We start from the raw sequence: 13419 nt of genomic DNA, 5'->3' as shown, positions 1-13419 counted from the left end.
TCCCGTCATGGGCGCCCCTGGGCGGGGGAGGGGCGCCGTCCGTTCGCTGTCGGTGCATGGGAACTCCCGGGAAAGTGGGCCGAGTTGATGATGGGCATGCTCAGGATGGCAGGACGTACGCCTCCAGCCGCGCCCCATTGAGACCTGCCGCGCGCTCCGGATCGTCGGTCGGTGTGGTGGCCGCGTACAGGGTGTTGCCGTCGGGTCCGGCGACCAGGCAGCTCAGCGTCTGCTGGCTGGTGGCGACGCGGTCCAGGATCGCGCCGCCGGGCCCGACCCGGACGCACTCGCCGCGTAGCGCGTTGGCGACCCACGCCGTGCCGTCCCGGCCCGGTGCGATGCCGTCGGGGGCGATGGGGCTGGCGGAGCGGGCCGCGATCGCCGGGTGGTCGAGGAGGGCGGAGACACGCCGGGTGGCGCGGCCCAGCAGTCCGGGGTGGTTGAGGGCCCGCCACAGGGCGGACGGGATCAGCGGAGCCCAGGGCCGGGGCGGTCCGAGGCGTCCGTCGGGCAGTACGGGGAGTGCGGTCAGGCGCATCGCCAGGGTCTCGGCGACCAGCAGCGTGGACTCGTCGAGCAGGAACAGGCCGTTCGGGAACACCAACGGCTCGCTCAGGCCCAGCAGTTCACCCTCGGGGGAGAAACAGGCGAGGGGGGTTCGGGGCGGTCCCGGCGGAGCGTAGAGCATTGAGTTGGGCTGCCGGCGGACGAAGCCGTGGTAGTCGAAGCCGAAGTTGCCCACGTAGGCGCGGCCCAGCCGGTCGACGAACATGTCGTTGACGGGACCCCCGGCGATGTCCTTGAGGTCGGCGTGCACGATCAGGGTGCCGTCCGGTTCCCGCCGGTACACACAGTGCCCGTCCATCGAGACGACCAGCATCCGCCCGTCGGGCAGCCAGCCCAGACCCCCGGCCCGGCCAGGGACCTCCGCCACCGTCTCCGGCTCGCCCCGGGTGTCCCAGCGGTGCACCGTCCCGTGGGCGAGGTCGCAGAACCACAGGGCGTCGTCGTGCCAGCGCAGCGACTCAAGGACGCCGAATCCGTCCAGAACGACTGTGGCTCTCGGTCGCACCCCTGCCTCCTGAGGCTGCTCTTGCCAACGTTCGGTTCACGCTACGGTGGCCCAAAGCAGAGAAGTAAGTCAAGCGTCCTGGACAACTGACTTACTTTTCCTCGCCCGGTTGGTTATCCTGACGGACGAACCCACAGGTGGGACCGGTGCGGAGAGGAGAACGCGTGCCCCGCATGGCGGCGAGCGACCGGAGGGCGGAGCTCCTGGAGGCGGCGATCCGGGTCATGGCGCGCGACGGCGTGGCCAAGGCCACCACCCGCGCGGTGGTCACCGAGGCGGACATGACCCTCGGGGCCTTCCACTACTGCTTCGAGTCCAGGGCGCAACTCCTCGAACTCGTCACCGAGACCCTCACCGAGCGGTATGTCGCCGAGGTCCGCGGCCTGTTCGCCCCGCACAAGGACATCCGCGACAGCGTCCTCGACAGCCTGCACGCGTTCTGGAAAGGCTTCGAGGCCAACCCCGGCGAGCACCAGATCAGTTACGAGCTCACCCAGTACGCTCTGCGCAACCCCGGCTTCGAGGACGTCGCCGGGAAGCAGTACGAGATCTTCCTGCGCGCCTTCGTCGGTCTGCTCGAACTCGCCGCGGACAACGCCGGAATCGAGTGGACCGAACCCGTGCCGGTGCTCGCACGGTACGTCCACTCGACGATCGACGGGCTCAACATGACCTGGCTCGTCGACCGCAACACCGCCGACAGTCAGGCCGCGCTGGAACTGCTCGCCGATCACCTCCTCCTGCACGCCCGGCCACGAGCCGTCTGAGCCATGACCTGTCCGGGCCGTGAGCCGTCCGAGCCACGAATCGCCTGAGCCGTGAGTCGCGAGTCGTGAGCCGCCCGAACTGAGCGAAAGGGTGCCGAATGGCGTTCGCCGACTACCAGAACGAGATCTACCTCAACGGGCTGGGCGGTGTCCTGCCCTCCTTCCCCATGGAGTTCGCCGAGCTGGCGGACCGGGCCCGGGCCGCGCTGCCGCCGTCCGTCTGGTCCTACGTCGCCGGGGGCGCCGGCGACGAGCACACCCAGCGGGCCAACGTCGCCGCCTTCACCCGCTGGGGCCTGATCCCGCGCATGTTCGTCGGCGCCGCCAGACGCGACCTGACCGTGGAGATGTTCGGGATGACATTCCCGTCGCCGGTGTTCCTCGCCCCGATCGGTGTCATCGGCCTGTGCGCCCAGGACGGACACGGCGATCTGGCAACGGCCCGCGCCGCCGCCCGTACCGGAGTCCCGATGGTCGCCTCCACCCTGTCCGTCGACCCGCTGGAGGACGTGGCCGGCGAACTCGGCGACACCCCCGGCTTCTTCCAGCTCTACACCCCGACCGACCGGAGCATCGCCGAGAGCCTCGTCCACCGGGCCGAGCAGGCCGGGTACCGGGGCATCGTCGTCACCCTCGACACCTGGATCACCGGCTGGCGCCCGAGGGACCTCGCGACCGCCAACTTCCCCCAGCTGCGCGGGCACTGCCTGGCCAACTACACGAGCGATCCTGCCTTCAGGGCAGCGCTCGGCCGACCGCCCGAGGAAGATCCGCAGGCCGCGATCCTCCGCTGGACCCAGGTCTTCGGCAACCCGCTCACCTGGGCCGACCTGGACTGGCTGCGCTCGCTCACCGACCTCCCGCTGATCGTCAAGGGCATCTGCCACCCCGAGGACGCGCGCCGGGCCCGCGACGCGGGAGTGGACGGCATCTACTGCTCCAACCACGGCGGCCGGCAGGCCAACGGCGGCCTCCCCGCCCTCGACGTCCTGCCCGCCGTCGTCGAGGCCGCGGGCGAGCTGCCCGTCCTCTTCGACTCCGGCGTCCGCAGCGGCGCCGACATCGTCAAGGCCCTCGCTCTGGGCGCCACGGCGGTCGGTATCGGCCGTCCGTACGCCTATGGCTGCGCCCTCGGCGGCACCGACGGCATCGTCCACGTCCTGCGCGCCCTGCTCGCCGAGGCGGACCTGATCATGGCCGTCGACGGATATCCGTCCCTCAAGGATCTCGTCCCCACCGCGCTCCAGGCCGTCTGACCGCCCGGCCACCCTGTTCGACTGGTTCAACCGATCGGTTGAACGGGGATTCATCCGGCAGCTCTCCAGGTCGCTCCGAACAGCCGACGCGGGGAACCTCTCGCCCGCGTCAGGATCGAACCCCCAGCACAGCTCCCCCCATCGAGAGGCCCGCAGAGTGTCCAGTTTCCTCAGCCGACGACGTGTACTCGCCACCGGAGCCGGAGCGGCGCTCGGGGTCGGCGCGCTCGGCGCCACCGGCACTCCCGCCGCCGCGGCCTCGTCCACCGGATCCCACCCGGCAGCGGGCGCCGAGGAGACCCGGACCCTCGACGAGCTGTACCAGGCCGCCCTGGCCGAGGGCGGCAAGCTCGTCATCTACTCGGGCGGCGACGTCGACAGCCAGGGCAACGGCATCCGCAACGGCTTCGCGGCCCGCTTCCCGGAGATCGACCTCAAGGTCGTCGTGGACTACAGCAAGTACCACGACGTCCGCGTCGACAACCAGTTCGCGACCGACACCCTCGTCCCGGACGTCGTCCAGCTCCAGACCCTCCAGGACTTCACCCGCTGGAAGGGACAGGGCCGCCTGCTGTCCTACAAGCCCGCGGGCTTCTCCAAGGTGTACGACGCTCTCAAGGACCCGCACGGCGCCTGGACCGCCGTCGCCGTGATCGGCTTCAGCTACTCGTACAACGTCGCCGCGGTCGGCGCCGACGTTCCGAAGTCCCCGCTCGACCTGATCGACCCGAAGTGGAAGGGGCAGATCGCGTCGTCCTACCCGAACGACGACGACGCCGTCCTCTACCTCTTCAAGCTGTACGTCGAGCACTACGGCTGGGACTGGGCCGCCAGGTTCGCCGCCCAGGACGTCCAGTTCGCGCGTGGCACGAACACGCCCGGGCTGGCCGTCTCCAGCGGACAGAAGGCGCTCGGCGTCGGCGGCTCGGGCTCGCTCGTGGCGCCGTCCACGGCGGCCTCCCGGTGGGCCGTCGCCGAAGGACACCCCTTCATGGCCTGGGGCCAGCGGGCGGCGATCCTCAAGCAGGGCCGCAACACCACAGCAGCCAAGCTCTACCTCAACTGGCAGCTCTCCACCGCCCAGCAGCAGAGCGCGTTCAACGGCTGGTCGGTACGGACGGACGTCACCCCCGCCGGTGGCCTCAAGCCCGTCTGGAAGTACCCGAACGCGAACCTCGACGGCTTCCCCCGCTTCATGGCGGACCGTGCGGAGATCGAGCGCTGGAAGCAGACCTTCGCGCTGTACTTCGGTGAGGTGAAGGGGGATCCGACCCCCGGGTGGCTGGGACTGCACCCCGGGGCGTAGCCGAGAGGCGGAGGGGTCGGGAGGGGGCTGCTGGTCCCTCTCCCGACCCCTCTGTTTCCTTGCATCTTCACACAAGTCATACAGGCGGTCGCTAGACTCGGGGCTCTGTCCGATTGGATCAGTCTGCCCAAGGGGATCTGCCGTGTCCGACCGTATCCCCGTCCGTTCATCGCTGACGGTTCGCGGCGGTCGGTTCACCCGGGAACACGTGTCGCATCTGGCGTTCTTCGTCATCGTGGCGTCCGCGTTGCTGCAACTCGTGCGACTCAACAGCGAGTTGTGCTGGTACATCGCGGCGGTCAGCGGGTTGCTCGCGCTCACCTACACGGGCGGAGTGATGCTGTGGGACCGGCTCGGGGCGGTGGGGCGGGCGGCCTGGATTCCGGTTCTGCTCGCACTGTGGGGCCTCCTTCTCTTCGTCGTGCCGGCCGCGCTGGTCTCCGCCTTCGTGTGGTGTGCCCTGCCCTTGGCGTGCGCTGCGCAGCGCGTGCTCGGCCGCCGGTCCGCGACCGCTGCGCTCGCCCTGATCACCCTTGTCCTCGTCACGGCACTCGTCGGGGCCGACGGCCGGTTCGTGATCGACAGCGTGCTGGTACCCGTGGCGGCCGTCTGGGGCACCGTCGCCCTCTACCGCGCCCAGCAACGGGACGCCGAGGCGCGCCGGCGTCTCGTCGAGGAGCTGCGCGACACACGTGACCTCGTCGCCCGACAGCAGCGCCGGGCGGGTGTGTTGGCGGAGCGGACGCGCATCGCCCGCGATCTGCACGACACCCTCGCCCAGGAACTCGCCGGCGGGCTGATGCTGCTCCAGGCTGCCGACCGCGACTGGGACGACCGGCCAGACGTGGCCCGTACTCGCGTGCGAGCGGTCGCCGACGGACTGGGCACCAACCTCGCCGAGACCCGCCGCATGATCGGGGACCTCACCCCGTCCGCCGTGGCCGAGACCGGCCTCGAAGGCGCGCTGCGCGTCCTGTGCGCCCGCTCCCAGGCCGACGGGACCGCGGCCCAGGTCCGGTTCCGGTCGGTCGGCGACCCCCAGCCCGTCCTCGACGAAAACGCCGCCACCACCCTGTTCCGCGTCGCGCAGAGCACCCTGGCGAACGTCCGCGAACACGCCCACGCGGTGAACGTGCAGGTCACCCTCAGCAGGCGGCAGTCCGACCGGGTGGCCCTCGAAGTCAGCGACGACGGCGTCGGGTTCGACCCGGCCGAGGTGCTCGCCCGTACATCGACGGGCCTCGGCCGCGGCTTCGGACTGCCAGCGGCGCGGGCCAGGTTGCGTGAGTACGGCGGTGACCTGGACGTCAGCGGCGCGCCGGGCCGTGGCACCCGCATCCGGGCCACGGTCTCCGCGCGGCCCCGGCCGCAGACGGCTGCCGGACCCGTAGCCCCCGTCCCCACGGCGACGGCCCGATGACCACGGACCCGCCCGGCGCGGCCGAACCGCTGCGCCTCCTGATCGCGGACGACCACGCCGTCGTACGGGCCGGACTGCGCGCGCTTCTGGAAGGTGAACCCGACATCGAGGTGATCGCCGAGGCAGGCAGTGGTGAGGAGGCTGTCGCTCTGGTCGCCCGGATGCTTCCCGACGTCGCGCTGATGGACCTCCGGTTCGGGAGTCCGGGGGGCCGGATCGACGGGATCGAGGCGATCCGCCGGCTCGCCGCCGAGGCGCCCGGTGTGGCGGTGGTGATGCTGACCAGCTATGCCGGACGGGCCGATGTGGTGCGGGCGTTGGAGGCGGGTGCGCGGGGCTATGTACTCAAGGCGGGGCCGCCCGAGGAACTGTTCCGCGCGGTGCGCGGGGCCGCCGCCGGGGCGCTGGGGCTGGCACCGGAGATCGTCGGGGAACTCGTCGGACAAGTGGTCAACCCGGAGCAGGAGTTGAGCGGACGCGAGGTAGAGGTCGTACGGCTGATGGCCGAGGGGCTCAGCAACCGGGCCATCGCCGGGGCCCTGTTCCTGAGCGAGGCCACCGTCAAGACGCATCTCGTGCGCGTCTACCGGAAGTTGAAGGTCGACAACAGGGCGGCGGCGGTCTCGGAGGCCGTGCGCCGGGGCGTACTCGAACTGACCTGACGCGGAGGGGGAGTTGGAGGAGTATGGAGTGCCGTCCGGACGTCATCCCCGGGCGGTGAGCCAGTCCTCGTCCGCCCAGGTGGCCGTCTGCGGGATGTGTGATCCGTAGTCCGTGGCCCCGTCGACCCGGGCGCGGACGCTCGCGTGCACCTTGGCGTGCGGGGGCAGTCGGCGGCGCCGGTAGGTCAGCAGGGCCCAGACCCAGCCCATCCGGTGCACCTTGCCCAGCGCGTACGTCGGGCGGACAGTCACCTCGCGCCGGTACGCCCCGGGCTTCAGCAGGAGACCCTTGTCGTCGGGGGCCAGGGCGCCGTCCACGACCCACTTGAGGGCGATGGTGGCGAGACGGTGGTCGTCCTCGAAGGTGCCGCCGACGTCCGAGTGGACCCCCGCGAACCACACCTGCTCGACCCCGTCCGGCAGCGCAGGCTGCTCGCCCGGCGTGACCAGGTACTCGCGGTAGGGAGTGCGCTTCTCGTCGATGGAGACCGCGTGCCGGGCGCTGAGGGCGTTGGGGATCTGGCGGGTGTGCGGCCAGCGCAGGTTCCAGCGCAGGATGCCGGCCGCCTTCACGGAGTCCCACATGCCCAGGTACTCGACCGGGATACCGGTCCGGGCCTCCACCGTGATGCTGAACGTGCCCGCGAAATGGTGGAGTTGGACCCAGTCGTCGGCGCTGAAGGTCTTGTTCCTGGCGTAGACGGACACGGCGTACGGGACCAGGTTCTCCAGCCCGGGCCGCAGCAGACCGACCGCCTTGAGCATGCCGGTGAGCGCGCGGGCCGTGTACGCGCCCCGGCTGAAGCCGAACACGTAGATGTGGTCGCCCGGTTCGTAGTGCCGCATCAGATACGTGTACGCCTCGGCGAGGTTGGCCCTGATCCCGGAACCGAGGGCGAGCCCGAAGAGCTTCGACAGCCGACGGCCCACGGCCGTCCAGGCGCCCGCCGCGGAGAACGTGCCGACACCGGGGTCGTAGTACGCGATCTGCCGGGCAGGGTCGGAGAGGTCCAGCATCTCGTAGAGCCGCACGACGTTCGTGTTGCCTTTCGCCTTCAGCTGGTTGCCCGTGCCGTCCAGACAGATGACGAGGTTCTTGGCCATGGCGGGCCTCACCTTCACTGGCGTATGCCAGGACATACAGGGTGTTAAGAAATATAGTAGGAGAAATATAGGAGAAGTGCTTCCAATGGGCATGCTCGGGAGCGGTGGTGTTCCGGAGGATCCATGGCCGGTTCAGTGATCCATCTCGAAGAGGCGGCCGACCCGCCACGCACCCACGCGCTGGTCGTCGGAGTCGGCAGATACCCGCACCTCGCCGGCGGCGAGTCACCCGTCGCCGACTCCGACGGGATGCGTCAGCTCAGCTCACCCCCGCTCTCGGCCCGCGCCTTCGCCGGCTGGCTGCTCGCCGAGTACAACGACCCCGAACGCCCGCTCGGCAGCGTGGCCCTGCTGCTCAGCGAGGAGCATCCGACGCCGTTCACCGACCCCCGCACGCGAACCGAGCACGACGTCGACGAGGCGACCATCGACAACCTCGTCGCCGCGGTCGCCGACTGGTACGACCGGGGCGACAGCCATGTCGACAACCGGCTCCTCTTCTACTTCTGCGGCCACGGCATCTCCCAGGGCGAGGACATGGCGCTGCTCGCCGCCGACATCTTCGCCGACCACCACAACCCCCTCAACGGAGCACTCGACTTCGCCGGCCTGATGAACGGGCTCAAGCGTTGCAAGGCCGGCCAGCAGGTGTTCTTCGTCGACGCCTGCCGCTCCAACTCCGATGTCCTGATCGAGAGTTCGGGCACCCGGTTCGCCGGCCGCACCCCGCTCGGCGCCGGCGCGCGCCCGCTGGACCTGCCCCGGCGGTTCCACATCCCGTACTACGCCACCCTGGCCGGCGACCGCTCGCACGCCCGGCCCGGACAGGTCAGCCTGTTCACCGAGGCCCTGCTGAAGAGCCTCGCCGGGGCCGCCAGTGACGACCCCGAGGGCGACTGGCAGGTCAACACCTCCCAACTCCTCACAGCCATCGACCACTTCATGCACCAACCGCGCTTCGCCGGCGCCGTCGCGGGTGTCCAGGTCCCATCGGTCGGTGAACTGCCCGTCTTCGTCCTGCACCAGCTGCCCGGCGCCCCGGTCGTCCCGGTGTACGTCGGCTGCGACCCGGCCGAGGACAACGCCGAGGCCGAGTTCGTGTGCCGGGAGGACGGACAGGGCGGCCGGGAACGGCTGCGTCGGCCGGCCGACGACATCGACGCGAGCGACCCCGAGTGCGAGTGGGCCATCGAACTCGGCTTCGGCAACTACGTCTTCGAGGCACACCTCGGCGACGAGGAGGTGCGGACCAAGCCGGTCACCGTGCGGCCGGTGTTCCGGCGCGTGCAGTTGGGCAAACCGTCATGAGCACCGGCCTGCGGATCACCGTGACGCTGAGCCTCCACGAGTCCGACCTGCCCGACGGGGCGAAGGTCGTCGGCGACATCTACCCGGCCGACGGCACCGGCAGCGCGCACCGGGGCGTCCTCTTCCCCTGCGGGACCTCGGCACCGGCGGCCCGCTACGAGGTCGACCCCGGGCGTTACCTCGTGTCCGCCACGCTGCCCTCCGGCGTCGTGCTGTCCAAGGACGCCGAGGCGAGCGAGGGCCGGGACACCCACGTGACGCTGTGCACCGCGCGCTCGCCCTACGAGTCGCACTCCTGGCAGTACCTGATGGGCAACATCGAGCCGTACGGCGCCTATCACGACGACGAGACGATCCCGGTGCCCCGGTCCCGGGGGTCGCGCTCCGGGGTGTGGACGACGGGCGGGGTGGTGCCGCCGGGTAACGCGGTCTGGGTCGGCGATCCGAAACCGGAGAGCTGGCACTTCGCCCCGCTGCTCGCCCTGACCGAGGGCCCGTCACCGGAACCGATCGCTCTCGACCTGGCCCGCTCGGCGCCGCACACCGTGCCCAGCCTCGACCTGGGCGACGCCACCGCCCGCCTCTACCGCTTCGGCCCGCACGGCCCGCTCGACGAACAGGGCACGTCCACCCTCCAAGGGCCCACGGGCAGAAGGCAGTTCCTCGTCGTCTCGCTGACCGGCGCCGAGTACGTCGTCACCCTGCCCGCACCCTGGGGGAACGCGCAGATCGAGGTCCTGGTCAACGAACGCCAGAGCCCGACCGGCAGCACCGTTTCGGTCGCCGTCCGAGACAGCCGGGTGGGGCCCGCCCTCGGCTATATGGCCCGGGGCGCCTTCGACACGGCGGCGGCGCTGGTCAAGGACGCCGAGGAACTGCTCTACGCCAAGATGGAGAACCCCCTCGCCGCGGTGGCCGGCGCCTATGTCCTGGTCGGCAGCGAGCTCACCGAACGACGGCACCGCTGGGACGCCTGGCTCGACCATCTGCGCCGCGAGTTCGACTGGCTGAGCGACGGCTCACTGCTGTGGGGCATGCGCCATCTGCGCCGCGCCCACACCGAGACCGAGCTGCGCGCGGCGCGGGACGCGCTCGTCGAGGCCTTCGACCGTGGCGTCCCGGTGTTCACCCTGGGCCTGAGCCGCCTCATCCACGGCCTCTCCGAGTTCCCCGACGACCCGGAGTGCGTCACCCGCCTCGACCAGGCCCGTCTGCTGTCCTACCGCGTGGACATGCGCGAGCCGTTCGTGATCGTCGGGCTGCGAGGAGTGCCCCAGTAGTGCCAGAGACCCGGCGACAGACGAGACCCGGTGAGGGAGGCCGTCATGATCCGCTTCACGATGATGCCCGGCGAGGACGGCGACTGCCTGCTCCTGGAATACGGCGACGACACGTTCGTCCGGCGGATCCTCGTCGACGGCGGTCGCGCGGGCACGTATCCGCTGATCAGACCGGTGCTCGCCCGGCTCGACGGGCTGGTCGACGTCCTCGTCGTCACGCATGTCGACCAGGACCACATCCTCGGAGTGCTCGCCCTGCTGGACGATCCGGAGCGGTCGGTGGAGATCGGGGACGTGTGGTTCAACGGCTTCGACCACCTGCTGGACACCGAGGGGTTCGGCGCGCAGGACGGCGAGAAGCTCACCAGTGCGCTGTTGGCGCGGAAGGTGCCCTGGAACGACGCGTTCGGCGGGCGAGGCGCCGAGGTCGGGCGGCAGCTCGGGTGGTTCGACGACGGGTCCACGATGGAGGTGCTCTCGCCCGACCGGCGGCAACTGGCGCGGCTGGCCCCGGTGTGGGTGAAGGAGTGCGCCGCGCACGGGCTGATCCCGGGCCGGGACCCGGACGAGCAGCCCGTCGTCCCCGGCTTCGAGCACTTCGGCGGCGCCGTGGACGTGGAACGGCTCGCCGCGACACCGTTCAAGGCGGACACCTCGCCGACGAACGTCACCAGCATCGGGCTGCTCTTCGAGTTCGAGGACCGGCGGATCGTCCTCACCGGCGACGCGGACGACCGCCGGCTCGTCGACTCGATACGGCCCCGGGCCGAGGCGGCGGGCGGGCGGCTCCACATCGACGTCCTGAAGGTCGCCCATCACGGCAGCGGCCACAACCTCTCCAACGATCTGCTCGGCCTCCTCGACTGCGACCGCTATCTGATCTCGACCAGCGGCGCCCGGCACGACCACCCCGACGACATCGCCATGTCCCGGATCCTCCAGCACGGGGGAGCCCGCAAGGAGATCGTCTTCAACTACCGCGACCGTGCCGCGCTCTGGGACGTCACCTCCCTCAAGAACCGCTTCGGCTATACGGTGACGGCGCCGGAACCGGGCGCGACGGACGGCTTCGTGACCTTCGAACTCTGACCCCGGAGGTCGCTCGGATGGCGGCCCCGGCTTGACAGGCGGACGATGGAAGGGAGTGGAAGGAAACAGGGGGCCGACAGCCATGGAGGGGAATGGGAGGCAGCGGACATGCTGGAGATCAAGACGGTCGAGAAGCCGGACGAGCGGCGTGATTTCCCCCGGGGACACCTCGAAGCCGTACACATGACAGGCCTCGACTTCGCCGTGGGAACCTTCGAACCGGGCTGGCGGTGGTCCGAGTGCGTCGGGCCCGTCGTGGGCACGAAGAGCTGCGAGATCCACCACAACGGTTACGTCCTCCAGGGCCGGATGGGAATCCGCATGGACGACGGCGGCGAGGGCGAAGTCGGCCCCGGCGACGTCTTCGTGTGTCCGCCCGGGCACGACGCGTGGGTCATCGGCGACGAACAGGTCATCGTCCACGACTTCGCGGGTGGCATGGCACAGGAGTACGCGAAGGCACCGGGAAGCTGACCGCTGGCTTACACCGGGAGCAACCGGCCGATCAGTGCGCCGAGTTGGAGGGCATTGCGGCACTCGCACATCTCCACCAGCTCGGCGTACGCGGGCGCGGCCGAGTCGCCGGTGCCCCACTGCGACCGTGCCTCGGGGTTCAACCATTGAATACTCTCCTGGCTGAGGCCAGGAGATTCCTGCTTACCTTGCGGTAGCGGGCTTGACGCGCTTCGCACGCCTGACGACTGCCCTCCCGGCAGCCGGGAGGAGCGCGAGGCCCATCTGGTACAGGTGCAAGACGTTCCGGGCCGCGTTGTGGTCGGCATTGCCCGACCAGCCGCAGTCCGGGTTCTTGCACACGAACACGGCCTGGGACTCCCGGCTGCCGGGCGTGGTGGAGCCACACGCCGAGCAGCGCCGGGAGGTGCCGGGAGCGGGGACCTTGACCACGGTGCCGCCATGCTGGGCGGTCTTGTACGTCAGCATGGTGACGGTACGGCCCCATGCCTCGCCGCTGATGGAGCGGTTCAGTCCGGATTTCTGGGCCACGTTCTTCCCTGGCTCTTCAACCGTTCCCTGGCGGACTTGACCATGTTCGTGATGGTGAGTGCTTCGACCACGACCGTGCCATACGTGCGGGCGATGTCGGTGGTGGTCTTGTGCTGCCAGTCCAGGGCCCGACGCTTGGCTTTCGCGCGCAGTCCTGCGATCCGGTCGTAGGTGTGGTGCAGTCGGCGGCTGGTGCGCTCGCCGGGCTTGCGGTGCCGCTTACGCTGCGCGGCGCGCTGCTCCAGGTCCAGGAGCCCGGCCTTCTCCTTGCCGGTCAGCCACTCGCCGTGCTCGTACGTTTCGCCGTCCGAGAGGGCGACGGGCACGGTGACGCCCACGTCGACGCCGATGTCGGGCCTCTGGTGGGGATCGGGCCTGACCTGAAGGGTCTGGACACGGAAGGCGATGTGCCAGCCGAGCGCGTCCTTGATCAGACGTGCCCCGGTGATCCGGTTCTCCGTGTCGGCACGCTTGCCCACGGGCAGGTCCTTGGTCCACCGGAATCGGACCCGGCCCACCTTGGGAATGTTGACCATGCCCCACCGGCGATGCACGCGGGTGATGTTCAGGTCGCGGCCCTGCGGAATGTCCACGGACATCACCGTACGGAACCGGCCCTTGAAGTCCGGGGGCCCGGCACGGCCCTCCCAGCAGTTCTTCCACGCCTGGAAGTACGTCTTGAGCACCGCTTGCGCGGCCTGCGCGGGCAGAACGGCGAGAGAGCCGATCTCCTCGCGAGCCTGGCGAATCGCGGCGTCGGCGTTCGCGAGAGTTCGCTCCTCCTTCGGCATCATCCGCCACCACGCGTGCAGCAGGTTCCACATCGTGCGGGCCGCGTGCGCCTGATCATCCGCTGCGCGAACCCCGGCTGGTGACAGCGAAAGCCGGGCGCGGTGCCCGAACTGCCGTTTGACCAGGGTGTCTTGACTCACAAGCGGGGAACCTGGCATTGGTTTACGTCACCGCGCTGGAACCCTCATCCCTGTGGCAGAACCGTTCGCCATATTGTCCATAACTTGCGTGTTCGCTTGGTTTTTGTCACCAAGTGCAGGCGGAGGGCGTTCGCCGACGCCATGCTGACCCGCACCGAAGAGGACATGCGGGAGGTCTGCGCCGGCTTCGAGGCAGAGCGGAAACTGTTCAACGCCGG

General features: G+C 70.1%; 12 protein-coding genes and 2 pseudogenes. 10 read left to right on the top strand and 4 right to left on the bottom strand.

Going from position 1 to position 13419, the window contains the following annotated elements:
* Positions 1-100 precede the first annotated feature (100 nt).
* Entirely contained in the window at positions 101-1072 is a 972-nt protein-coding gene (locus tag G3I56_RS28215; RefSeq protein WP_164413733.1) for an SMP-30/gluconolactonase/LRE family protein, read from the bottom strand.
* A 173-nt stretch (positions 1073-1245) separates the two neighbouring features.
* Between G3I56_RS28215 and G3I56_RS28210 the strand changes: the two genes are divergently transcribed.
* The 5 genes from G3I56_RS28210 to G3I56_RS28190 all read left to right on the top strand — a co-directional run bounded on the left by G3I56_RS28210 (position 1246) and on the right by G3I56_RS28190 (position 6483).
* Complete coding sequence (locus G3I56_RS28210) at positions 1246-1839, top strand: TetR family transcriptional regulator (protein ID WP_164413808.1); 594 nt, start codon at positions 1246-1248, stop codon at positions 1837-1839.
* 98 nt (positions 1840-1937) lie between these two features.
* A complete protein-coding gene (locus tag G3I56_RS28205) occupies positions 1938-3095 on the top strand; it encodes an alpha-hydroxy-acid oxidizing protein (RefSeq protein WP_164413731.1) in 1158 nt (385 codons plus the stop codon).
* Between the two features lie 157 nt (positions 3096-3252).
* A complete protein-coding gene (locus G3I56_RS28200; protein WP_164413730.1) occupies positions 3253-4401 on the top strand; it encodes an ABC transporter substrate-binding protein in 1149 nt (382 codons plus the stop codon).
* Between the two features lie 142 nt (positions 4402-4543).
* The gene (locus tag G3I56_RS28195) at positions 4544-5821 is read left to right on the top strand and encodes a sensor histidine kinase (protein ID WP_164413727.1); all 1278 of its coding nucleotides are present in this window, start codon (positions 4544-4546) and stop codon (positions 5819-5821) included.
* Positions 5818-6483 carry a response regulator transcription factor gene (locus tag G3I56_RS28190; protein ID WP_164413725.1) on the top strand — a complete coding sequence of 222 codons (666 nt, stop codon included), beginning with the start codon at positions 5818-5820 and terminating at the stop codon, positions 6481-6483. Before G3I56_RS28195 ends, G3I56_RS28190 begins: the two co-directional genes overlap by 4 nt.
* Before the next feature lie 42 nt (positions 6484-6525).
* Here the strand turns inward: G3I56_RS28190 and G3I56_RS28185 are convergent, their stop codons facing one another.
* Complete coding sequence (locus G3I56_RS28185; RefSeq protein ID WP_164413723.1) at positions 6526-7587, bottom strand: DUF2235 domain-containing protein; 1062 nt, start codon at positions 7585-7587, stop codon at positions 6526-6528.
* Between the two features lie 123 nt (positions 7588-7710).
* On the opposite strand from G3I56_RS28185, the gene G3I56_RS28180 reads away from it, so the two are divergent.
* From G3I56_RS28180 to G3I56_RS28165, 4 genes are all read left to right on the top strand, one after another.
* Positions 7711-8895 (top strand): caspase family protein, encoded by a 1185-nt coding sequence (locus tag G3I56_RS28180; protein WP_164413721.1) that lies wholly within the window; start codon positions 7711-7713, stop codon positions 8893-8895.
* Positions 8892-10175 (top strand): hypothetical protein, encoded by a 1284-nt coding sequence (locus tag G3I56_RS28175; RefSeq protein ID WP_164413719.1) that lies wholly within the window; start codon positions 8892-8894, stop codon positions 10173-10175. The genes G3I56_RS28180 and G3I56_RS28175 overlap by 4 nt, the downstream gene beginning before the upstream one ends.
* A 45-nt stretch (positions 10176-10220) precedes the next feature.
* The gene (locus tag G3I56_RS28170; RefSeq protein WP_164413717.1) at positions 10221-11264 is read left to right on the top strand and encodes a hypothetical protein; all 1044 of its coding nucleotides are present in this window, start codon (positions 10221-10223) and stop codon (positions 11262-11264) included.
* A gap of 108 nt (positions 11265-11372) precedes the next feature.
* On the top strand, positions 11373-11738 hold the full coding sequence (locus tag G3I56_RS28165) for a cupin domain-containing protein (protein ID WP_164413715.1): 366 nt from the start codon (positions 11373-11375) through the stop codon (positions 11736-11738).
* 8 nt (positions 11739-11746) lie between these two features.
* Here G3I56_RS28165 and G3I56_RS44820 read toward each other — a convergent pair whose 3' ends face one another.
* Positions 11747-11881: a hypothetical protein gene (locus tag G3I56_RS44820; RefSeq protein ID WP_275406852.1), complete on the bottom strand. Its 135-nt coding sequence runs from the start codon at positions 11879-11881 to the stop codon at positions 11747-11749.
* Between the two features lie 40 nt (positions 11882-11921).
* Positions 11922-13201: pseudogene (locus G3I56_RS28160) on the bottom strand (transposase).
* Here G3I56_RS28160 and G3I56_RS45110 point away from each other — a divergent pair.
* Positions 13163-13414 (top strand): annotated as a pseudogene (locus tag G3I56_RS45110) (hypothetical protein); the annotation flags it as partial. The pseudogenes G3I56_RS28160 and G3I56_RS45110 overlap by 39 nt on opposite strands.
* Positions 13415-13419: the final 5 nt, after the last annotated feature.

Origin of the sequence: Streptomyces sp. SID12488 (genome assembly GCF_010548275.1) — a bacterium.
Classification (GTDB): Bacteria; Actinomycetota; Actinomycetes; order Streptomycetales; family Streptomycetaceae; genus Streptomyces.
Note: the sequence above shows the minus strand (reverse complement) of the source record. Positions and strands in the feature narration are given on the sequence as shown.

Excerpts from the sequence above, each read along its gene's own strand:
- G3I56_RS28185 (WP_164413723.1), bottom strand. The coding sequence starts at position 7,587 with ATGGCCAAGAACCTCGTCATCTGTCTGGACGGCACGGGCAACCAGCTG.
- G3I56_RS28170 (WP_164413717.1), top strand. The coding sequence starts at position 10,221 with ATGATCCGCTTCACGATGATGCCCGGCGAGGACGGCGACTGCCTGCTC.
- G3I56_RS28205 (WP_164413731.1), top strand. The coding sequence starts at position 1,938 with ATGGCGTTCGCCGACTACCAGAACGAGATCTACCTCAACGGGCTGGGC.
- G3I56_RS28175 (WP_164413719.1), top strand. The coding sequence starts at position 8,892 with ATGAGCACCGGCCTGCGGATCACCGTGACGCTGAGCCTCCACGAGTCC.
- G3I56_RS28190 (WP_164413725.1), top strand. The coding sequence starts at position 5,818 with ATGACCACGGACCCGCCCGGCGCGGCCGAACCGCTGCGCCTCCTGATC.
- G3I56_RS28165 (WP_164413715.1), top strand. The coding sequence starts at position 11,373 with ATGCTGGAGATCAAGACGGTCGAGAAGCCGGACGAGCGGCGTGATTTC.
- G3I56_RS28210 (WP_164413808.1), top strand. The coding sequence starts at position 1,246 with ATGGCGGCGAGCGACCGGAGGGCGGAGCTCCTGGAGGCGGCGATCCGG.
- G3I56_RS28180 (WP_164413721.1), top strand. The coding sequence starts at position 7,711 with ATGGCCGGTTCAGTGATCCATCTCGAAGAGGCGGCCGACCCGCCACGC.